The 20,209-nt window shown below is 33.1% G+C and carries 24 protein-coding genes; 6 read left to right on the forward strand and 18 right to left on the reverse strand.

The features are described from left to right. Window positions 1-28 precede the first annotated feature (28 nt). Window positions 29-937 (reverse strand): AEC family transporter, encoded by a 909-nt coding sequence (locus ACA31_RS09965; protein ID WP_057513171.1) that lies wholly within the window; start codon window positions 935-937, stop codon window positions 29-31. Between the two features lie 149 nt (window positions 938-1,086). Between ACA31_RS09965 and ACA31_RS13375 the strand changes: the two genes are divergently transcribed. Together ACA31_RS13375 and mspA are read left to right on the forward strand one after the other, a co-directional pair. Further along, the gene (locus ACA31_RS13375; RefSeq protein ID WP_172793172.1) at window positions 1,087-1,263 is read left to right on the forward strand and encodes an SE1832 family protein; all 177 of its coding nucleotides are present in this window, start codon (window positions 1,087-1,089) and stop codon (window positions 1,261-1,263) included. Between the two features lie 64 nt (window positions 1,264-1,327). Continuing rightward, the gene (gene mspA / locus ACA31_RS09970; protein WP_057513172.1) at window positions 1,328-1,645 is read left to right on the forward strand and encodes a membrane stabilizing protein MspA; all 318 of its coding nucleotides are present in this window, start codon (window positions 1,328-1,330) and stop codon (window positions 1,643-1,645) included. A 263-nt stretch (window positions 1,646-1,908) separates the two neighbouring features. On the opposite strand, the gene ACA31_RS09975 is transcribed toward mspA, so the two are convergent. Both ACA31_RS09975 and ACA31_RS09985 read right to left on the reverse strand, forming a co-directional pair. Continuing rightward, window positions 1,909-3,159: a lipid II:glycine glycyltransferase FemX gene (locus tag ACA31_RS09975; RefSeq protein ID WP_057513173.1), complete on the reverse strand. Its 1,251-nt coding sequence runs from the start codon at window positions 3,157-3,159 to the stop codon at window positions 1,909-1,911. Between the two features lie 367 nt (window positions 3,160-3,526). Further along, window positions 3,527-4,288 (reverse strand): VOC family protein, encoded by a 762-nt coding sequence (locus tag ACA31_RS09985; protein ID WP_057513175.1) that lies wholly within the window; start codon window positions 4,286-4,288, stop codon window positions 3,527-3,529. A gap of 216 nt (window positions 4,289-4,504) precedes the next feature. Between ACA31_RS09985 and ACA31_RS09990 the strand changes: the two genes are divergently transcribed. After that, the gene (locus ACA31_RS09990) at window positions 4,505-4,939 is read left to right on the forward strand and encodes a MarR family winged helix-turn-helix transcriptional regulator (protein WP_057513176.1); all 435 of its coding nucleotides are present in this window, start codon (window positions 4,505-4,507) and stop codon (window positions 4,937-4,939) included. Window position 4,940: 1 nt separating this feature from the next. Next, complete coding sequence (locus tag ACA31_RS09995) at window positions 4,941-6,152, forward strand: MFS transporter (RefSeq protein WP_057513177.1); 1,212 nt, start codon at window positions 4,941-4,943, stop codon at window positions 6,150-6,152. Window positions 6,153-6,217: 65 nt separating this feature from the next. On the opposite strand, the gene ACA31_RS10000 is transcribed toward ACA31_RS09995, so the two are convergent. The 7 genes from ACA31_RS10000 to ACA31_RS10030 all read right to left on the reverse strand — a co-directional run bounded on the left by ACA31_RS10000 (window position 6,218) and on the right by ACA31_RS10030 (window position 11,094). Next, entirely contained in the window at window positions 6,218-6,568 is a 351-nt protein-coding gene (locus ACA31_RS10000; RefSeq protein WP_057513178.1) for a SarA family transcriptional regulator, read from the reverse strand. A gap of 445 nt (window positions 6,569-7,013) precedes the next feature. Beyond that, window positions 7,014-8,036 (reverse strand): GTP 3',8-cyclase MoaA, encoded by a 1,023-nt coding sequence (moaA, locus tag ACA31_RS10005; RefSeq protein WP_057513179.1) that lies wholly within the window; start codon window positions 8,034-8,036, stop codon window positions 7,014-7,016. Between the two features lie 15 nt (window positions 8,037-8,051). Further along, window positions 8,052-8,660 (reverse strand): molybdenum cofactor guanylyltransferase MobA, encoded by a 609-nt coding sequence (gene mobA, locus ACA31_RS10010; protein ID WP_057513180.1) that lies wholly within the window; start codon window positions 8,658-8,660, stop codon window positions 8,052-8,054. Between the two features lie 7 nt (window positions 8,661-8,667). Next, window positions 8,668-8,901 (reverse strand): molybdopterin converting factor subunit 1, encoded by a 234-nt coding sequence (gene moaD, locus ACA31_RS10015; protein ID WP_057513181.1) that lies wholly within the window; start codon window positions 8,899-8,901, stop codon window positions 8,668-8,670. Next, window positions 8,898-9,350, reverse strand: coding sequence for a molybdenum cofactor biosynthesis protein MoaE (locus ACA31_RS10020; RefSeq protein WP_057513182.1), 453 nt, complete (start codon window positions 9,348-9,350; stop codon window positions 8,898-8,900). The genes moaD and ACA31_RS10020 overlap by 4 nt, the downstream gene beginning before the upstream one ends. 5 nt (window positions 9,351-9,355) lie before the next feature. Further along, window positions 9,356-9,838, reverse strand: a complete 483-nt coding sequence (mobB, locus tag ACA31_RS10025) for a molybdopterin-guanine dinucleotide biosynthesis protein B (protein WP_057513183.1) — start codon at window positions 9,836-9,838, stop codon at window positions 9,356-9,358. After that, window positions 9,835-11,094 carry a molybdopterin molybdotransferase MoeA gene (locus ACA31_RS10030; RefSeq protein WP_057513184.1) on the reverse strand — a complete coding sequence of 420 codons (1,260 nt, stop codon included), beginning with the start codon at window positions 11,092-11,094 and terminating at the stop codon, window positions 9,835-9,837. The genes mobB and ACA31_RS10030 overlap by 4 nt, the downstream gene beginning before the upstream one ends. A 64-nt stretch (window positions 11,095-11,158) precedes the next feature. Between ACA31_RS10030 and moaC the strand changes: the two genes are divergently transcribed. Then, entirely contained in the window at window positions 11,159-11,644 is a 486-nt protein-coding gene (moaC, locus tag ACA31_RS10035) for a cyclic pyranopterin monophosphate synthase MoaC (protein ID WP_057513185.1), read from the forward strand. A 192-nt stretch (window positions 11,645-11,836) separates the two neighbouring features. On the opposite strand, the gene ACA31_RS10040 is transcribed toward moaC, so the two are convergent. Both ACA31_RS10040 and ACA31_RS10045 read right to left on the reverse strand, forming a co-directional pair. Then, complete coding sequence (locus ACA31_RS10040) at window positions 11,837-12,337, reverse strand: MogA/MoaB family molybdenum cofactor biosynthesis protein (RefSeq protein ID WP_057513186.1); 501 nt, start codon at window positions 12,335-12,337, stop codon at window positions 11,837-11,839. Window positions 12,338-12,349: 12 nt separating this feature from the next. Continuing rightward, a complete protein-coding gene (locus ACA31_RS10045; RefSeq protein WP_057513187.1) occupies window positions 12,350-13,354 on the reverse strand; it encodes a ThiF family adenylyltransferase in 1,005 nt (334 codons plus the stop codon). A gap of 273 nt (window positions 13,355-13,627) precedes the next feature. Between ACA31_RS10045 and cudC the strand changes: the two genes are divergently transcribed. Then, on the forward strand, window positions 13,628-14,182 hold the full coding sequence (cudC, locus tag ACA31_RS10050) for a choline uptake/conversion transcriptional regulator CudC (RefSeq protein WP_057513188.1): 555 nt from the start codon (window positions 13,628-13,630) through the stop codon (window positions 14,180-14,182). Between the two features lie 132 nt (window positions 14,183-14,314). Here the strand turns inward: cudC and ACA31_RS10055 are convergent, their stop codons facing one another. From ACA31_RS10055 to ACA31_RS10080, 6 genes are all read right to left on the reverse strand, one after another. Then, entirely contained in the window at window positions 14,315-14,872 is a 558-nt protein-coding gene (locus ACA31_RS10055) for an ATP-binding cassette domain-containing protein (RefSeq protein WP_441296196.1), read from the reverse strand. A gap of 48 nt (window positions 14,873-14,920) precedes the next feature. Further along, the gene (modB, locus tag ACA31_RS10060; protein WP_057513190.1) at window positions 14,921-15,592 is read right to left on the reverse strand and encodes a molybdate ABC transporter permease subunit; all 672 of its coding nucleotides are present in this window, start codon (window positions 15,590-15,592) and stop codon (window positions 14,921-14,923) included. Between the two features lie 12 nt (window positions 15,593-15,604). After that, window positions 15,605-16,390, reverse strand: coding sequence for a molybdate ABC transporter substrate-binding protein (gene modA / locus ACA31_RS10065; protein WP_057513191.1), 786 nt, complete (start codon window positions 16,388-16,390; stop codon window positions 15,605-15,607). Window positions 16,391-16,507: 117 nt separating this feature from the next. Continuing rightward, window positions 16,508-17,998, reverse strand: a complete 1,491-nt coding sequence (galT, locus tag ACA31_RS10070; protein WP_057513192.1) for a UDP-glucose--hexose-1-phosphate uridylyltransferase — start codon at window positions 17,996-17,998, stop codon at window positions 16,508-16,510. A 3-nt stretch (window positions 17,999-18,001) separates the two neighbouring features. Beyond that, window positions 18,002-19,003 (reverse strand): UDP-glucose 4-epimerase GalE, encoded by a 1,002-nt coding sequence (gene galE / locus ACA31_RS10075; RefSeq protein WP_057513193.1) that lies wholly within the window; start codon window positions 19,001-19,003, stop codon window positions 18,002-18,004. Window positions 19,004-19,038: 35 nt separating this feature from the next. Next, a complete protein-coding gene (locus ACA31_RS10080) occupies window positions 19,039-20,199 on the reverse strand; it encodes a galactokinase (RefSeq protein ID WP_057513194.1) in 1,161 nt (386 codons plus the stop codon). Window positions 20,200-20,209 lie beyond the last annotated feature (10 nt).

Below are 20,209 nucleotides of genomic sequence, written 5' to 3' on the forward strand. Positions count from 1 at the left end.
CTCCTGTAAATAACAGGAGTGCTTTCATTTATACAAATAAAGCTTGATAAATGTATAATATAATTATACTAATAACAATAGTTAAATTGGTGACCATACCGACTAGTGGTAATGTCTTATATTTAAATTGAATCGCATAAGGTATTATTGCCACACCTACTGGTAATAACCATGCAACTTGTAGTGTTGTTTTTACCATTTGGTCATCGACTGGTAAAAAGAAATATACGAGTAACCCGGCGATAATACCTAAACCGTAATGTAATAAAATGTACTTCATCGCAATTGGTAAAAATCGTTTATCTATACTAAAATTCAACATTAACCCTATCAAAATCATTGATAATGGCATATTAGCGCTTGATAATACAGAGAAGAAATCAATGACTGGGGCTGGAAAATGAATATTGAGCATATTTAAAATGAACATGCTGATGTATGTCATTAAAGGCACTGATTTAAGAAGATTTTTCCCTAAATATTTAAAGTCAAAGCTATCACCTGCACTACTAAAATAGCTTCCTACAAAGTAAGTTACCCCAAACATAATAATGGCGCCACCAATATCCGCCATACCAAAATAAATCATTCCAGTATTTGGCCATATTGCTTCTACAAGTGGATAAGCAAATAAGCCTATATTAAGTGAAGCCATCATCATACCAGTTGTTCCTCGCACTTGATTATCATATTTCATAAAGAACCATACCATGATTACTTTTGTTACTACACCATATAAAATCATCATTATAGGTAAGATAGAAAGTGATAAATCTAAATCCGCTTTGTTTAAATTAACTATCACGAGCGAAGGTAATGTGACGTTTAGAACTAATGTTGCAAAGACTTGGCTGTCATTTGCCTTAAAGTAATTAATTCTTTTAAGTGCATAACCTAATACAATAAGTAAAATAATTATGATAAATTGTTGGGTCACAATAAACCTTCTTTCATTTCATCATTTCGTTTTCATTCCATTTTCATACTTTAACATATAACTCGGTTATTTTAGAAGCTTTCAATTTCATGTTATAATTCAAACTAATATAGTGTGGTCAGTACCGCATACAAAAGGAGTGTGCAAAAATGGATTTAAAAGAAAAATTAGCTGAACTAAAATATGATTATGTAAGACTACAAGGTGACCTTGAAAAAAGAGAATCCGTCAATCAACAAGTTGACCCATTATTACGACAACTTGAAGACATAGAAAAAGAAATTGCATCTGTACGTTCAGAAATTAGTCAAAAAAAACGTAAATAACATCCTAGTAAATCAATTTTTTACATGCTAAGATTAAGTGCATACATAGAAAGGATGTAATTCAATGCAACTGTATCTTATCTTTTTACCAATATTATATCTTATAGTAAGCTATATCAGTATATTTAAAATGCCGACAATTATTACACGCATTTTACGTATTATTATGGCTTTACTCTTATTGTTTGTTGTAGCAATTACAACATTATCGTTCCTTGCAATAAACTGGTGGGTATTCATCATACTATTACTTATCGTTGGTAATGTAGAAATCACAGCTTTCAAAAACGGTAAAAAAGATCCTAAAGCCGTTCAAATCTTAAATATTATTACTGTCATATTATTTGTGGTATACGCAATTTTAACATTAGTATTATTTTAATTATTTAAATATTGAGTATTGAAGTAGTTGCCTATTTCAATACTCTTTTTGCATAGTGCATTATTTTTAGTTAACTAACAAGATAAGTTCTAAAAAATAAATGATTTATACTCCCCTTTTCTATATAACGATAAATAAAACCGCTTACACATGTTATAAGATTGTGTAAGCAGTTTGTCTGTCAAAGTTCATAAAAACACAGTATAAATTTTAAATCAAAACTTTATACTGTGCATTTCTATGTTTAATTATTTCGTTAGATTTTATTTGCGTTTTAATTTACGAGATATTTTAATTTTCGTTTTAGTAAGCTTTGGTTTTACATTTTCAATTATTTGATAAAGTGGTTTGTTTAATACATAGTCAAACTCACCTATTTTTTCGCTTAAATATGTTCCCCAAACTTTTTTGAATGTCCATAAGCCATAGTGATCAGAGTCTTTATCAGGATCGTTATCAGTACCACCAAAATCATAAGTTGTCGCACCATGTTCCCTAGCATATTGCATCATAGCGAACTGCATATGGTGGTTTGGTAGAAAATCACGATATTCATTTGAAGAAGCACCATATAGATAGTATGATTTGTTACCTGCGAACATTAACAATGCGCCTGACAAATACATACCTTCAGGGTGTGATAGTTCTAATTTTTCCATATCCTCAATTAATTCTTGGGTTTTAACGATTTTATTATTTACATCGTTGATTTTATTCAGTGTTTTTTTATCTTGTTTTTTTTCAGCTAATTTAACTTTCTCTTGCTTAAGCTGTAATAAGTCTTCTCTTAAATCTTTAAGTACTGGCTTTGGCTCTAATTTAACTAAGAACAATTCTGCATCGCCATCTGGATTCATAGCATTATATATGTTTTGGAAATAACTAATATCACGCGTTAAAAAGCCGTCACGTTCACCTGTAATTTGCATTAAGTTAGCAAATATTTTTAAGCCCTCTCTATTAGAACGCTCAACAGTCGTACCACGTTTTAAGGCTAATCTGACTTTTGAACGATTACGTCTTTCAAAACTTTGTATAAGTTCTTCATCCGACTTTTCAATTGGTGTAATCATAGTCATTCTTGGTTGTATATAATCTTTAGATAAACCTTCTTTGAAACCTTTGTGCTTAAATCCTAGTGATTTTAGGTTTGTTAATGCGTCAGCGCCTTTATCTACTTCAACATCTGGATCAATTTTAATAGCGTATGCTTTTTCTTCTTTTGCAATTTGCATAGCGTACTCTAAAAGCGTTTCTAATGCGAGTTTATTACTATAATCTGTAACAAAACCTCTAGAGATATAGCATAACGTATATGGTAACTTAGGCACCTTTTTGAATAACAGTTGAGCAACGCCTATTACTTCGCCCTCTTCTCCAACTGCGATACGTTTTGAATACCATCCAGTTAGTGTTTTTGTTTCTGCCCACTGTGTTAATTGTAATAAATCACCCTGTGGATGGGATTTAACAAATGCATCATGTGCTTGATTTGTGATATTCATCTTTTCCATACAATTGATGTCTCCTTTACCAATTCAATACTTTGATATTATACAATGCTTCGCTCATAATTTCACTTATAAACAATTCAATTGCTATACGATATTAAAAGAAAAAACGAGGTGTTTTCATGCGTATTTTTATTATTGGATTATTAATGATTATTAATTTAATCTTTGTAGTTCAAGCTTTTATCGAACCACTTTCAATATCATACTTAAGCTTAAGAGTTATTTTAGCGGCGTTCTCTCTTGTTATATGCGTATACTTATTATTATTGTGCACACATAAATTCGCCATGTATTTAACTATTTTAACACTTATTATTTCTTTGATACACATTTTCATTATTGCACATAGCGCGTACCTTTATATTTATTAATTTGCTTCAAACTGGTAGCTTGTTCCTCGAATAATTAAAGTATAAGATGATGAAGTTTTATCATCTCGTAATGTGACTGATTTATACCCTGAATGTTCACCATCATAAATGTGGTAAACGACATCATCATTTTTTAATTTTAATGCAGTATACGTTTTAGTTTCACTTATTTTATCCATATCAAACCAATATTCCCATTTTTTTACAGTATGCTCTCGTTCTGTGCTGTATATATTAATTGTTTTAATTGTAAATTCTTTTTGTTGCAGCGGTTCGATTTTTTCATTTCTCACTTCTTCAGCTACATCCCACTGTATAAAAAATGGTGGTTTTACTCTATAATCTGGATCTGCAATATATAGCAATTTCCAAGATGTTTTATCACCTTTCACGTTTTCCCTATGCATATCTATAGGCCCAATGACCTCTATATTTCTCGTTTCCAAATCTTTTTTCAATTGATGAATATCTTGCGTACGAAACGCTAATGTTTTTATACCTTGACTATAATTATCTTGTACTATTTTTGAAGGGAATGATACACGTCCTTCATCTGTTTTTATTATTTTTAATAATACATCGGGTTTATAAACGTCTAATAACTCTATATATGCATTATTTAAATAGGCTAACCTGTTATAAGTTCCCAACCTTTCATGGCGCCCACCTTGATGTAATTCAAACAAATGCCCTGGATATTTAAAGTTATCTAATTGATGAATATAATGAATCATATGATCTAATTTTAAAGATTGCATTACGTATCTCCCTTATTTTAGCTTTGACTATATCTTAACAAATTGTATACCTCTTTACTTGTCTTAACTAACGCTACGGAATAATTTACTTAGCTCCATAACATTTTCTTTAAACAGTATTTTTTACATCACCACTATTGATTTTTTAATTAAAAAGGAATAAAATAAGTATGTTGCAAATTAAGTTAGCAAAGCTAACTATTTAAGGAGACTATTATGGAAAATAATCTTATATTTAATACCCTTACTGCGATTTATAGACCTTACACCAAATTGTTTCAACCTATATTTGAAGAATTTGATCTTTATCCTGCTCAATGGTTGGTATTTAAAGATATAGCTTACAATGCGCCTACTACTTTAGTACAAATATCAAAACGCCGTGCAATTGAGAAACCAACGACACGTAAGATTTTAAAAGTACTTTCTGAAAAATCATTACTTTCAATTGAACCTGGAATTGATAAAAGAGAGAAGTTGTTAACTTTCTCAAAAGAAGGTCAGTTATTGTATGACAACATCAGTGCTCGAGTTGATAAGGTACAAGATCAGATTATTGAAGATACAGGCTTATCTGAAGACGACCTTAAACAGGCAATTAAGACCATTCAATCAGTACATGAAGCTATAACAAAAATGGAGGAAGCGTAATATGAACCAAGCAATACCCACAAAATCACCCATATGGACAAAAAGTTTTAATATAAACTTTATAACTAATTTTTTAATATACTTGTGTATGTACTTACTTATAGTAATTATTGCCAGTTATTCTAAATCTGAATATAATGTTTCAGATAGCACAGCTGGCTTAGTAACAGGACTCTTTATCATTGGTTCCTTAATTGGACGTTTTGTAACTGGTAAATATGTAAATAAAATCGGTCCTAAACGTATATTATTAATTGGATTAGCATTTTTACTTATTACCCAATTATTATATTTTATAGAAGGCTCTTTAGCATTACTCATGTTTACTAGATTAATCAACGGTATTGCTACAGGAATTACTACAACGGCAACAGGTACCATCGCTGCTTATGTCACGCCTAATGATAGAAAAAGTGAAGGTATTAGTTTATTTTCTTTAAGTCTTGTCATGGGAGCAGCTATTGGCCCTTTCCTTGGTTTACTATTAATTAATACTTTTCCAATTAATATATTATTTTTAATTTGTCTCATTTGTGGTGTAGTAAGCTTATTAATTTCTTTCTTTGTAAATCTACAATTTAAGCTCGATACAACTAATACAACTACTCAAAAAACAACGAGTAAAAAATTCAACATCAATAATTACATTGCAAAAGAAGCTATACCTGTTGCCATAATTATGTTGATTTCAGGTTTAACTTATTCTTCAATACTTACATTCTTGCAATTCTTTGCTCAAGAGATAAATTTAGTAACGATTTCTAGTTACTTCTTCATATTCTATGCCATTGCATCACTGATTACTCGACCAATTGCAGGTCGTCTCATGGATCAAAAAAATGAGAATGTTATCGCATATCCTGCTTTTGTATTCTTAATCCTTACATTCATTACTTTAAGTATTACAAATAATGGCTGGTTACTCATTCTTGCGGGCTTGTTCTTAGGTGCAGGTTATGGGAATATTTCATCCTGTATGCAAGCTATTGCCATTAAAGTATCGCCCCCTGCTAAATATGGCATTGCAACTTCTACCTATTTTATCGGACTAGATTTAGGGGTTGGATTCGGACCTTATGTTTTAGGGTTCATGACATCCTCTGTATCTTATGCACAGCTATATGCTATTATGGCCATCATCGTGCTAATAGCAGCTATTATTTATTTCTTTTTACATGGCAGAAAAGTTAAACAACTTAACTCATTTCAATAAAAAGAGAGCGGGAAGAAATCAAATTTTGATTTCGTAGTCCCGCTCTCTTTTTTATGTATGCTTTATTATTGCGCTACTTTAATATTTTCTATTTTTTGGATAATATCATCAAAAGTCTTAATTTGAATATCATTGAAATAATAATAAACTTGTCTTTCGTCTGTTTCAGAACGGACTTTAGACATAAGTTCTTTTTTATAAATTTTACGTATAATTACATCAATCTTGCTCGTATCCCATAACATTTCGAAATGAAGTGCATCTCTCAATTCCTTTCCGCTGATTTTTTTAGATTCATATACCTTATACAACACAACAAATTCTTCAATTGATAAATGATGTACTGTTTTCAACCAATGCTTTAATTGACTCAATGCTCTTTCAGAAGTTATAAAATAAGATACTTTACTTTCCATAATAATGGCCTCCTCATCGTCTTTTCTTGTTGTTTAAATGGCTTTATAATGAATAAGCTTCGAAAATATTATATAACATTTTCTTCATTAAATCTATTATTTTAAAAGTAATAGATAAATATTTTTTACTATTGCCTTTCATTTATATAGCTTCTTATACATACCAATCATTTTTTTGTTTTACTTAAATCCCTAAAGTTAATATAAATACTTTTTATTAATAGATCTTCTTAAGAAATGCTTTATTTTAAAATTTTAAAATGGTTAATATTAACTGTTATTTTGCTAAATAAATAGAATGATTTTTATTTAGTTTATGATTTAATACAAAAAACGCTGAGAGCATATTTATCTATGCTGCCCCAGCGTTTTGCGATATTAATTGTTATGTCAGAGTCAAAACTACATCGAGTCTAATTGTAAGATTTACAATTATCTAATGATACTAACCACCAATATAGTTCATATTAATTTTTTTTCGCTTTCTATTTGCTACGGTTTGTTCTGTACGTTCATCTGAATATCTGTCATCTCTAACATTCCATAGTACTTTAAATTGTTCAAATAGCTCGTCATCTGTTGCTCCAGCACGCATAAATGATTTCACATTGAACCCATCTACAGTGCTAAATAAACAACTATAAAACTTACCGTCTGAGGACAATCTCCCACGTGTACATGTAGAGCAGAAAGATTGAGATACACTAGTGATAAGGCCAAACTGTGCACCATTATCTTTATGACGATAATATTTAGCGACTTCACCAAAATATTTGGGCTCAACAGATTCAATATCAAATTCATTTTCTATCATATTTAACATTTCATCTTTTGTTACCACTTTACTAAAATCCCATCCATTATCATTTCCAACATCCATAAATTCTATAAATCTAATCTCAATATCTTTCTCTTTGAAATATTGAATCATAGGTAAAATTTGGTCATCATTCACACCTTTTTGTATAACCACATTTACTTTTACATGGAATCCTATGGAAATTGCATAATCAATCTGTTGCAATATTGTAGAAGCTTTTATATTTCTATTATTAATCGCTTGAAACACTTTGTCTTCAATCGCATCTAAACTCACATTAATACGTCTTAAACCTGCATCGTATAATTTTTGGCCGTGTTTTTTTAATAATAAGCCATTTGTCGTTAGACCAATATCTTCTACAGCATCAATCTGATTTAATTCATAAATCAATTTATATAAATCGCGTCTGAGTAAAGGTTCACCACCTGTAATGCGTATTTTTTTCACACCTAATTGTGTGTATACTTTCGAAATACGTACCATTTCATCAAATGTAAGAAGCTCGTCTTTAGGTAAGAAAACAAAATCATCGCCAAATATTTCTTTAGGCATGCAATAATCACAACGGAAATTGCATCGATCTGTAACTGACAACCTTAAGTCACGTATCGGACGCCCGAGTTTATCAGTGATTTGTTCTACCATATCGTTAGCCCCCCTTTATCTATTTATAATTTCATGTTGTAAAGAGTCCAAATCATGCTGGAAATTAATGTTTTTATACCAATAATTAGGTGATTCAATTGTGTTAACATCTAACCAGTCACTTGCAACTTTAGTATAAACATTCTTTAAACTGTAATCATCTGAACCCAGTGCCTTATCTATGTGAGTTAAAGTATGTGGACTGTAAAAGGCAAGTGTAGGTATCGGTCTACCCGCTTCTTGAAAACCTGCAATATCTAACTGATCTTCAATAAGGTGTTCCACCATAAATTGATATAGTTTACTTATCGCTTTTTGAGTAATCATAGGTGTGTCAACGGAAATAACAAAGAAAAGTTCTTCTTCTAAGAATTGACTCATGACTGATCTAATACCTGCCAAAGGCCCTTTATCTTTATTCTGGTGTTCATCTATAATTATATTAGGGTAATCAAATTGTGTCGCCAGAGTTTCATTTGTACTTATAATAATTTGATTAAACATGTTCGTTGCTTCTAACACATCTATGATTCGCTTATAAAATGATTGCGATTCAATTTGTGCAAAAGCTTTAGGTTCACCGAATCTCTCTGATTGTCCTCCGGCAAGTATAATTGCTTTCATCTCTTCTTTACCCTCCGCTAACTGGTGGAATCAATGCGACAGTGTCATTAGGTTGGACAATGTCATCATTTTTCACAAATTCTTCATTTACCGCTATTTGAAATTTTTTATCGCTAATACTAGGATAACGTTTAAATAAATCTGTAATAAATTCATCTACAGTAATATCATAACTCAAATCGATTTCTTCTGATTGTTTCGCTAATATTTCTTTTATTTCTGCAAAATAAAGCACTCTCATGATTGGCCTCCTTCAATCGCATCCTCATAACTTCCATGTTGATGTCCTTGCCATTGAGCACCATCTTCCCATATTTCTTTTTTCCAAATAGGTACGATTTCTTTGATACGCTCAATCGCATATTCATTTGCTCTATAGGCATCTTTTCGATGTGGTGAAGAAACACTAATGAGTACTGCAATATCTGAAATAGCTAACGGGCCTATTCTATGAACGATTACTGTTTGTGTACCTGGCCATTGCTGTGAAATTTCATCACCAATTTGAGCTAACTTTTTTTCTGCCATGGGAATATAGGCTTCATACTCTAAATACTCTGTTTTCATTCCTTTTGTCCATTCCCTTACATGACCTGTAAAAATAACAACTGCGCCTTGATGTTCATTCAGTACATAAGATCTATATTGCTCAGTCTGTATCGGCTCGCTTGACACTTCAAATTGCTTCATTTAATTCATTCCTTTGATATTAAAAAAGATAATAACCATTGGTCATACTCATGTAAAGCCTCTGGTTTTGATATATTAATAGCATACTTAATACGTGTTAAATGATTTAGTGCATTTCGTTCGTTTTCATCACGATAAACTAACACTTTATCGTAATCTGCTTCTTTAAAACCCTCTACTAATATTACGTTACTGTCTATTGTAACAGATTCATCTATGATTTTATCAAGCGTTTTGCTTTGTGTTCTGGTGACACTTTGTTGGTAAGCATCACCTTGAACAATACTTTGATCTGCCCCTGCATAAAAGTGTTTCATATGGTCCACATGATTATTTTGTAATATGATATCATGATTGTCCTCAGAGTTATGGTGTCCATGATGTTTCACCGTTGCTACTGTGCGTTGCTGTGTTTTTAACATCTGAATTGTATGTGCCATTAATGTGGTTTTCCCAGAGTTTTTCAATCCAACAATTTGTAAAATCATATAAAGCATTCCGTTTCATAAGCTTGTGATTCAGTTAATATTACATTTACTGTATAACCTTTTTTATATCCTCTTGTTCCACCTGGTAACATAATCATTGCATTACTATGTGCAATTGCAACGACTGCACCTGATTTATTAAATCCTGAAGGTACTGCTGTCATTTCTTTCCCGTTAAAAGTGACCGTCGCGCGTATAAATCTCGTAAATGGGTTAGCTTTTGTAAAATCCTCCATCAATGTAGCTTGTACGACTTGAGGATATAGTGCATTTGCATGCATCATATGTTGAACTGCTGGCTTGACGTATAATTCAAACCCTGTAAAGCATGCGGATGGATTTCCAGATAGCCCAAATAGATATTTACCTTCTACTACTGCTACTGTCGTCACACTTCCTGGGCGCATAGCAATTTTATTAAAAAGCACTTCAGCATTTAATGCTTCGTATATTTGTGGCAAATAATCAAAATCCCCAACTGATACACCACCCGTAGTAATGACGATATCATGTTGTTGCATTGCTTCCGTAACCACTTGAATACTACTTTTTAAATCATCTTGTTGTATCTGATACCCCTCTACTTGTAAGTTTAATTTATTTGCTAGTGCAGTAATCATTGGTCCATTTGAATTCCTTATTTTTCCAGGCTCTAAATCATCACTCACATCTAATAACTCACTACCTGTAGCAATTACGGCTATACTTGGTTTTTTAAAAACAGGAACTTGTGCATAACCATATGTCGCTAATACTGCAACCGCCCCAGGATTAATTTGTTGTCCTTTCTGTAAGATCACATCATCTATTTGAGTTTCTTCACCTTTTAAAGAAACGTTCTCATTAGCTTTAAATGCCTTACGTAATGTGAAACTTTGTTCTTGTTCTACAGTTTGTTCTAACATAACGACTGCATCTGCACCTTCAGGCATCGCTGCGCCTGTCATAATTCGAACTGCTTCAAACGCACCAACTTTTTTATCCGAAACAGTACCAGCACCAATATGGTCAATCACATTGAAAGTTAGACGATGCGCACCACTAGCATCCGTTGTATCTTTACTTCTAATAGCAAATCCATCATAGGGTGATTTGTTAAAACGTGGAATTTCGTATGTAGCAACAATATCTTCAGCCAATATGTGGTTTAAACTGTCATCTAGTGACACTGTAATCTCATCCATATAAATATTCTGACTCACAACACGGTCAATGGCTTCACCGACTGGAATTGGATTTCTTTTCTCAACTGGCATATAAATCTACTCCTTATATAAATTAATTTCGTGATATACTAGAAAACGATTAGGAGGGATATGTTTGTCTGAATTTACACATATTAATGAACAGGGCAATGCTAAAATGGTAGACGTTTCTGAAAAAAATATTACTAAACGTACTGCAATTGCACATTCAAGCATTACCGTAAACCCAGAAATCTATCAACAAATCGTTGATCATACAAATAAAAAAGGAAACGTTCTTAATACTGCACAAATTGCAGGTATTATGGCTGCTAAAAACACTGCCGATATTATTCCAATGTGTCATCCTTTACCACTCACTGGTATTGATGTTGAATTTCAGTGGCAAAAGAATGCGCAATCCTTTACTTTGAATATCCAAGCAACCGTGTCTACTATTGGAAAAACAGGTGTCGAAATGGAAGCTTTAACAGCTGCAACTGCTGTATCACTTACTGTATATGACATGACAAAAGCTTTAGACAAAGGTATGGTCATTGGTGAAACTTATTTACTATCTAAATCTGGTGGTAAATCCGGTGAGTTTCAACGTGAAGAATAATTTAATATTTGCGCTCAACTCGAATAAAGTCTCTAGAACATAAATACGTGTCTCAGCCTCAATAATTATATTGGCAGTAGCTGTTTGACATCTAAACACACTTGTTTCAAGCCCTTATATTCCTTTTTCTAGTAAACCTTGTAGGGAGGGACAGACATCAAATTTAGTAGTTTGCTATCTGTCCCTCTCTCTTTATTTAGTTATTTCTTTAACCAAATGATTTAATTCTGGTTTTATTAACTTGTCCAATGCTAATTTAACAGCTCCAGTAGAGCCTGGAATACTAAAGATTAACTTGTCTCCTACCGTCCCCGCGACTGCTCGAGACAATAACGCTCTCGTACCTACATCCTCAGCGTAACTGAGATATCTAAACAACTCTCCGAAACCTTCAATTTCTTTAGTGAAAAATGAAGATACTGCTTCTATTGTCACATCTCTTTGTGCGATACCAGTGCCTCCTGTAGTAACAATCACATCGATGTCTTCACTTAACCATTGCTCAACTTGCGTTTGAATCGCTTCTTGTTCATCTTTTACTATTTTATAATGCGCCTCATCAATTGAAACATTCAACTCCGATAACAGCTCTATGACTAATTTACCACCTTTGTCTGTCTTATAATCTCTTGTATCAGAAACTGTTAATACTGCACAACTTATATCTTGATCTAGCTTAACATTTGTATGCATTTTTACACTCCTTTAGCCAAAAAGTTGATTTATTAAAGTAATCGCTTGTTGAGGCTTTGTCATGCCATGAATCAGTAATCTGCCGCCTTTAAAGCTAACAATGCGATAGCCATTATATTCAAAGTGAATCATATAAGGATTACGTCGGTATGCAATATGTTGCTGAGTTAAAAATGATTCTAGCATTTCCTGGGAAATATCAGGGTTTTCGTATTGTACTGTGTCCCTGCCACACAAACTAGCAAACTGCCTTTTCGTCTCATTTAAATATGGAAATGTAGGCTCACAGCCACAAGTCTTGCAATCGCTCCGTTGCAGTTTATTAAATCCAAACGTAAAGTGTGTACCTTCCCATAAATCTCCATAAGTTACTTTAGTCGGAATGTGTTGTTCTGTTAAAATTTTCAGCGCATCTCTCATCTGAAAACTTGTTGTCATCGTCACTGCAGGTTGAATTACACCTACCGTATCACATGTCATATTTATAGATGGTAACTGTGGTACTAAGCAATTAAAACATGGCGTGTGCCCTGGAATAAAAGCAGTTTCTACATAAGTACTTTGGACTACTCCGCCATAAATCCATGGTATACTTTTTTGAAAAGCAAAATCATTAATCAACTGTCTCGTTTCAAAGTTATCCGTTGCATCTAATATAAGGTGTGTTGAATCAGCATTGTCCTCTAAAAACTGACGATTTACATGTGCAATATGACTATGAATCTTCAAATCTTGTCGAATATCTAATAATTTTTGTTTAGCAGCAACAACTTTTGGCAAGCCTTCTAGCGCATCCGATTCATTAAATAACGTTTGTCTTTGAAGATTACTATATTCAATATAATCTCTGTCTACGATAGTTAGTGTACCAACGCCTGCTCTAACTAAACTTTCAGCAAGGTGTGTACCAAGTGCTCCCATGCCTACAATGAGCACTTGTGATTGCATGATTTTATCTTGTCCTTTTGGACCTATATGTTTAAATAACGTTTGCCTTGAATAGCGGTCTTTAGTCACTACAATAACCCTCTCTATACATCATTGTATCCATTATAAATCTTGCATACGATAGTAACAACGGTTTGCATTCAATATTTGAAAAAGTAGTAAATTCCCTATGTAAGTAATTTTATTCTGAACACTAAAAACGATGGATATAACTAGAATTGGTTAAAGGTTTTATTAATACACTTAATACCCTTTAGATCATGGTGTACCTTGCTTATAAAGCGTATCCTTTAAATATATGTTCGTGTTACAATAAGTTAACTATTACATGGAGGTGAATCAATGGCACGTTCAAAAGACTATGAACAACTATTGGAACAAGCAAAAGATATCGTCATAAATTCAATTGGAGAAACGATGGATCTATATGGAGTCAATCGCAGTGTAGGTAATCTATATGGCACGATGGTTTTTGAACAAAGTAGTATGACACTAGATGAAATGCGCTATGAATTACAAATGAGTAAGCCCAGTATGAGTGCAGGTGTTAAAAGACTGCAAGAATTTGACGGTGTAAAACAAGAGTTTGTTCGAGGTAGTAGAAAACAACACTTTACTGCTGAAAAAGACTTTTTTACGTTTTTTGGAAACTTCTTTTCACAAAAATGGAAACGTGAAATCAAATTGAATTCAGAAGCAATATATAAAGCTGAATCTTTATTGAATCCCATTATTCATTCAGAAACTGCTACACCTGAAACCATTGAAGAAGCACAAGAAATTTTTGAGCAAATAGAACATTCTAAACTCTATTATGCTTGGCTGTCTACACTTACTGACGCGCTCAATTCAGGAGAAATATTTGATTATTTTCCAATTCCGGAAAACAAATCATAAAATTGACATGTCAAAAAATAATACCAATCCATAAAATACTATCAATGGGTTGGTATTATTTTTAATATCTTATAATTTCGCAAGTACTACTTAGCTAGAATATGACTTGAGCCTGTGAATCCTTGTTATCAATTAATCAATGTTAATCACTTCATGAGCCAGTGACTCTGCTTCGTAATTAGAATGTGTTACGAAAATAATTGGAATTTTCCATTCTTTAAATATGCGCTTTACTAAATAAATACTTTCATCTTTAGTCGCGTCATCCAAGCTTGAAAATGGTTCATCCAATAATATGAGGTCTGGTCTAGTACTTAGCGTTCTTGCTAATGCCACTCGTTGGGATTCTCCCCCAGATAGTCTCATTGGAAACTGTGACTTTAAATGCGTAATGTTTAATTGGTGCATCAAGGTCTCTATATGTTCAGAAGGTTGCGCCATAAACGTTATATTCTGATACACATCCATATTAGGAAACAATTGATAGTCTTGGAATAAGTAGCCAATGTTACGCTGTTGAATTTTCACATCAATATTGTTGCACGTATCACTTAAAATGCGTTCATTAACTTCTATATGTGCCTTATCTGCACTTTTTAATCCTGCTATGATATTTAAAATTGTTGTTTTACCAATACCGGAAGGACCTTTAACGGCATAAATTTTAGGTTTAGTATCTTGAAGATTCATATGCAATTGTGTGTTTTTGAGCGTATGCTCTAAATGTAATTTCAACAATTAATCTACCTCCCGATAACGGTCTTTATTCAACACATTGATTGTTCCAATTACTGTAATCGCAAATGCAACAAGGACAATCACCCACAGCCATGCTTGATTTTCTTTACCTTGTTCCACCAAAAAATATATTTCTAAAGGTAATGTATTGGTTTTATGAGGTATGTAACCTGCAACCATCAGTGTCGCACCAAATTCCCCTATTGCTCGGGCAAAGCTCATCATAATGCCTGATAATATCGGACGCTTTGACAATGGTAAAATTAATTTAAAAAATATCTTGTTTTCACTTGCACCCATCGTTCGTGCAGTATTGAGCATTTTATTATTTATACTACGAAAGCCTTGGACAGTATGCTGATACATCAATGGAAAACTTACAATCACAGATGCAATAACTGCCCCAGTCAGTGTGAAAACTACTGGTAAATGTAATACATCCGTAAAAAACGCGCCAATAAAACTTCTAGGTGAAAAAACAATTAATAAAATAAATCCCATAACAGTTGGCGGTAATACAATAGGTAAAATAATTATACTTTCTAAGATTCTAGCAATAAAACCATGTCGCTTATACAACCATCTTGAAATAACGATACCAATAAAAGTAACGATGATTGTACTAATAACAGCTACTTTGAGTGATATCCAAAATGGTGTAACATCTACCATTGCTAAAACCTCCTATGCTTCAAATTGATATTTTTTAAATATTTCTTTAGCTTGCTCTGTCTTAAGAAAGTCAATCCATGCTTTGGCTAGTTGTTTATCTGATGTTGTCGCTGCTTTATAAACAATGGGTTGCTTCAAATCAGCTGCATTAATTTCTTTAACATGACTCTCTCCATTTTGCTGGCTTTGATATAAGTCAGTTTTATACACATACCCTAATTCGACATTACCTTTTTCAACATAGTTTAGTACTTGGCGTACATCTTTAGCAAATACTAAATTAGGTTTTACTTGTTCATATAAATTGTTATCTTGTAAATATTGCTGAGCATATTTACCCGCTGGCACTGAGTTCACTTCGCCAATGGCCAGTTTATCACCTTCTTGTAACGATTCAACTGATTTATAATTACCGTCCTTTGCGCCAATAAGTACGAGTTTATTTTTAGCATATTCATATGTATTTTGTGCTTTATCCTTATCTTGTAATGCATCAACGTCTTTCTTGTTTGCTGACATAAACGCATCCACAGGTGCACCTTTTTCAATCTGCTGTCTTAATGAACCAGACCCACCATAGTTAAATGTAATATTTACCTCTTTATGATGTGCTTCAAATGCCCGCTTCAATTCTTTCGTTGTGTCAGTCAGACTCGCTGCTGCTGAGATATGTAATTCTTGTTTTTTTTCTTTTCCATCAGAATTGCTGTCATTCTTGCTTTCACTGTTTCCATTTGAGCACCCTGCTAATACTAAACATAGCGTCATAAACATTACAATTAAATATTTGATTTTCATCTAAAACAACTCCTATTACTTATAATTATATTCTTATTCATAAAAAAACAAAAGACCTAAATGATAGTACTTAGGCCTTTTGTAAACGTATATTTTTTATCATTATGACATGCCATTTTATAGATGTTCAATGAAACGTTTAAACGCGTGATGACCTTGATCTGTATTCTTAAATACACCCGCATCTTCTAAAACACGTTTGAATTTAAACCCTACTTCTTTATCTACAATTTCATCGACATTATTTACATTAATATTATATACTTGTTTCATTTCTTCAGCCCATTGTTGATGTACACCTAAATCTATTTGAGTTTTACCTAATAAATAATCTTTAACTTGTTGTAATTCTTGTTTTAGGCGTCCCGGTAATATGGCAGTTCCCATTACTTCAATAAGACCTATATTTTCTTTTTTAATATGTTGCACGTCTTTATGTGGATGGAAGATGCCATCAGGGAATTGTTCTGAAGTTTGATTGTCTCGTAAGACAATGTCTAATTCATATTGTTGTTGTCTATATCTTGCGATTGGTGTAATCGTATGATGACGCTCACCATCATTACTAAATGCTTTAATATCAACACTCTCATCTGAATATTGATTCCATTGTGTCATCACATAAGTAGCCGCTTCAATCAGCTGCGCTCTATTGTCACCTTTCAAACGAATAACACTCATTGGCCAATTTAAAGTGCTTGCATGCACTGATGGATAATTCGCAATCGTAAATTGATCTATTTCAGCAGCGTTATCCATCGGAAATACATGTCTTCCAGTTTGATAATGATTGTGAGATAAAATAGATCCACCCACAAGTGGTATATCCGCATTAGATCCAATGAAATAATGAGGAAATTGATCTATAAAATCTAACAAATTAATAAAAGTATTTTTATTAATTTCCATAGGTACATGTTGTTCGGATAAAACAATACTATGTTCTGTAAAATAAGCATATGGTGAAAATTGAAAACCCCACTGTGCCCCATTTAAATTTAAGCGAATCACGCGATGATTTGTTCTTGCAGCTTGTAGCACTGATCCTTTAAAGCCTTCGTTTTCTATGCATAATGCACATTTCGGATAAGCGGTAGCTGGTGCTTCTTTAGCTTTTGCAATTTGCTTTGAATCTTTTTCAGGTTTTGAGAGATTAATCGTAACTTCAATATCCCCGTATTCAGTAGCAACATCATAATTAATATTATTCGCAATTGCATCTTCTTTAACGTAGTGATTACGTTTAGCTATGTCATAAAAATAATCTGTAGCCGCTTCTGATGACTGTTTATATGCCTCGTTAAACTTACGGTTAATTACCGATGGGCGAGGTGTAATTAAGTCTAGAATTTGAGCTTCAACAATTTCTTTACTATATAATGCATCTTCAATACAATTTTCACTAACAGCTTGGCGAATCCAATATTGTGTAATTTCATTTGCTGTTGCATCTTTATTTAATTCAGATACTGAGGAATCATCAATACCCTTTGCATTTAAATTACGCAACAGTTGGTTTTGAATATAAATGCTATCTTCTTCTTCATAATCACCATACGAAATTGCTTGTGATACAAATTGTTGTACTAATTGTTGATTTAATAACATGCATTAACCCTCCATATTTTCTTGATATCCATTTGGATGTTGATGATGCCATTGCCACGCTGAATTGATAATATCGTTAATATTATCATGTTGCGGTTTCCAGCCAAGTACTTGTTGCGCCTTATCGCTTGATGCGATTAATTTACTTGGATCGCCTGCTCTTCTTTCACCTACCACTGCTTCAATAGGTTCATTTGTTACTGTTCTTGCAGCTTCTAGAATTTCAAATACCGAATAACCTTGACTACTTCCTAAATTAAATGCACCAGACGCTCCACCGTTTTGTAAATGTTGATACGCCAAAATATGTGCATCTATTAAATCAACGACATGAAGATAATCGCGAATACATGACCCATCTTCAGTATCATAATCATCACCAAATATCGTTAAGTGTTCTCTTTGTCCTAGTGCCACTTCTAATACAATTGGTATAAGATGTGTCTCTGGACGGTGGTCTTCACCAATAGCACCATTTTCTTTAGCACCTGCCACATTAAAATAACGAAGCGCTGCATAATTAACGCCATATGCTTCATGACTCCAGTGCATCATTTTCTCCATCATTAGTTTACTTTCACCATATGGACTTGTAGGTGTTTTAGAATCTTCCTCAGTAATTGGTACTGAATCTGGCTCACCATAAACTGCAGCTGTCGAAGAAAAAATAATATGTTCTACTTGATGGTCATACATGACTTCTAATAACACTTGTAATCCATGTATATTATTATTGAAATAGGCTAATGGTTTTTCTACAGATTCTCCAACTAAAGAATATGCACAAAAATGAAAGACGCCTTCGATGTTTTCTTTATTGAATACATCATCTAAAAATGTTTTATCTCGGATATCTCCTTCATAAAAAGTAGCTTCACTATGCACAGCTGCTCTATGTCCTGTACCTAAATTATCCACAACAACAACGTCGTATCCTCTTGCAATTAATTGATCTACCGCATGACTTCCAATATAACCAGCCCCACCTAAAACTAAAACAGACATATACAAAATCCTTTCTCTATTCATTGATTAGTAACTTATAATGATTTAACGCCATCACTTATACCCACATGATAAAATGATGGGGCGTAACCTATGTGCGCTATATATCGCTTAGAAACTTCATCTTCCAATTGTTTTATACTATCTTTATGCACTAAAGCAATTGCGCAACCTGCAAACCCAGCGCCTGTCATTCTAGCTCCCAATACACCATCCACTTGCTGAGCTGTTTCTGCTAAAGTATCTAATTCTATACCTGTAACTTCATAATCTTCTTTTAATGATGCATGTGATTCATTTAATAACTTTCCAAATTGATTAAAGTTATTTTCTGTTAATGCTCGATGTGCTTTTTTCGTACGTTCGTTCTCTGAAACTGCGTGTCTTGCACGACGACGTTTCACTTCATCCTCAATAAGATCTTGATGCTGTTCAAATTGTTCTAATGACAGCTCACCTAATGATTCAATATCAAGTGCTTGTTGCAACGAAGCTAATGCCGACTCACATTGTGCTCTACGTTCATTATATTTGCTTTCTGTAAGAGAACGTCGCTTGTTCGTATTCATAATTGATATGACATAATCTCCAAATTTGGCAGGTACATAATCAAATTCTAAAGTTGCTGTATCTAGTAATATTGCTTGTTCGACTTTACCCATACCAATAATAAATTGATCCATAATACCTGAATTGACACCAATAAATTTATTTTCAACACATTGTCCTATTTTTATAAGTGCTAATCGTTCTAAATCTAAAGTAAATAACTGCTTAATGAGCCAACCAGTTAATAATTCAATAGACGCTGACGATGATAAACTGGCCCCATTTGGAATATTCCCTTCAACTAAAATGTTGAACCCATGGTCTATGTCAGAAAATTCGTCACTTAAATATTTAACTACACCTTTAGGATAATTAGCCCAATCATGTGCCGCTTCGAATTGTAATTCATCTAATGTAAATGTAATCATGCCGACATCTTCAAAATTATTTGAATAAAGTTGAATCAGTTTATCATCACGCTTTGTAGCTAGTCCGTATGTACCCAACTCAATCGCAGCTGGAAAAACATACCCACCGTTGTAATCTGTATGTTCTCCGATTAAATTAATACGTCCCGGAGCAAAAGCACTGACTTCAGCCTTTACGCCAAACAAAGTTTCAAACTTATCATGCATGGCTTGTAACATAATATCCCAC

This window comes from Staphylococcus sp. NAM3COL9, assembly GCF_001431205.1.
In the GTDB taxonomy this organism is placed as follows: Bacteria; Bacillota; Bacilli; order Staphylococcales; family Staphylococcaceae; genus Staphylococcus.

Coding starts and splice junctions, on each gene's coding strand:
- ACA31_RS13375 (WP_172793172.1), top strand. CDS start 1,087: ATGGATTTAAAAGAAAAATTAGCTGAACTAAAATATGATTATGTAAGA.
- mspA (WP_057513172.1), top strand. CDS start 1,328: ATGCAACTGTATCTTATCTTTTTACCAATATTATATCTTATAGTAAGC.
- ACA31_RS09975 (WP_057513173.1), bottom strand. CDS start 3,159: ATGGAAAAGATGAATATCACAAATCAAGCACATGATGCATTTGTTAAA.
- ACA31_RS09985 (WP_057513175.1), bottom strand. CDS start 4,288: ATGCAATCTTTAAAATTAGATCATATGATTCATTATATTCATCAATTA.
- ACA31_RS09990 (WP_057513176.1), top strand. CDS start 4,505: ATGGAAAATAATCTTATATTTAATACCCTTACTGCGATTTATAGACCT.
- ACA31_RS09995 (WP_057513177.1), top strand. CDS start 4,941: ATGAACCAAGCAATACCCACAAAATCACCCATATGGACAAAAAGTTTT.
- ACA31_RS10000 (WP_057513178.1), bottom strand. CDS start 6,568: ATGGAAAGTAAAGTATCTTATTTTATAACTTCTGAAAGAGCATTGAGT.
- moaA (WP_057513179.1), bottom strand. CDS start 8,036: ATGGTAGAACAAATCACTGATAAACTCGGGCGTCCGATACGTGACTTA.
- mobA (WP_057513180.1), bottom strand. CDS start 8,660: ATGAAAGCAATTATACTTGCCGGAGGACAATCAGAGAGATTCGGTGAA.
- moaD (WP_057513181.1), bottom strand. CDS start 8,901: ATGAGAGTGCTTTATTTTGCAGAAATAAAAGAAATATTAGCGAAACAA.
- ACA31_RS10020 (WP_057513182.1), bottom strand. CDS start 9,350: ATGAAGCAATTTGAAGTGTCAAGCGAGCCGATACAGACTGAGCAATAT.
- mobB (WP_057513183.1), bottom strand. CDS start 9,838: ATGATTTTACAAATTGTTGGATTGAAAAACTCTGGGAAAACCACATTA.
- ACA31_RS10030 (WP_057513184.1), bottom strand. CDS start 11,094: ATGCCAGTTGAGAAAAGAAATCCAATTCCAGTCGGTGAAGCCATTGAC.
- ACA31_RS10040 (WP_057513186.1), bottom strand. CDS start 12,337: ATGCATACAAATGTTAAGCTAGATCAAGATATAAGTTGTGCAGTATTA.
- cudC (WP_057513188.1), top strand. CDS start 13,628: ATGGCACGTTCAAAAGACTATGAACAACTATTGGAACAAGCAAAAGAT.
- ACA31_RS10055 (WP_441296196.1), bottom strand. CDS start 14,872: ATGAATCTTCAAGATACTAAACCTAAAATTTATGCCGTTAAAGGTCCT.
- modB (WP_057513190.1), bottom strand. CDS start 15,592: ATGGTAGATGTTACACCATTTTGGATATCACTCAAAGTAGCTGTTATT.
- modA (WP_057513191.1), bottom strand. CDS start 16,390: ATGAAAATCAAATATTTAATTGTAATGTTTATGACGCTATGTTTAGTA.
- galT (WP_057513192.1), bottom strand. CDS start 17,998: ATGTTATTAAATCAACAATTAGTACAACAATTTGTATCACAAGCAATT.
- galE (WP_057513193.1), bottom strand. CDS start 19,003: ATGTCTGTTTTAGTTTTAGGTGGGGCTGGTTATATTGGAAGTCATGCG.
- ACA31_RS10080 (WP_057513194.1), bottom strand. CDS start 20,199: ATGTTACAAGCCATGCATGATAAGTTTGAAACTTTGTTTGGCGTAAAG.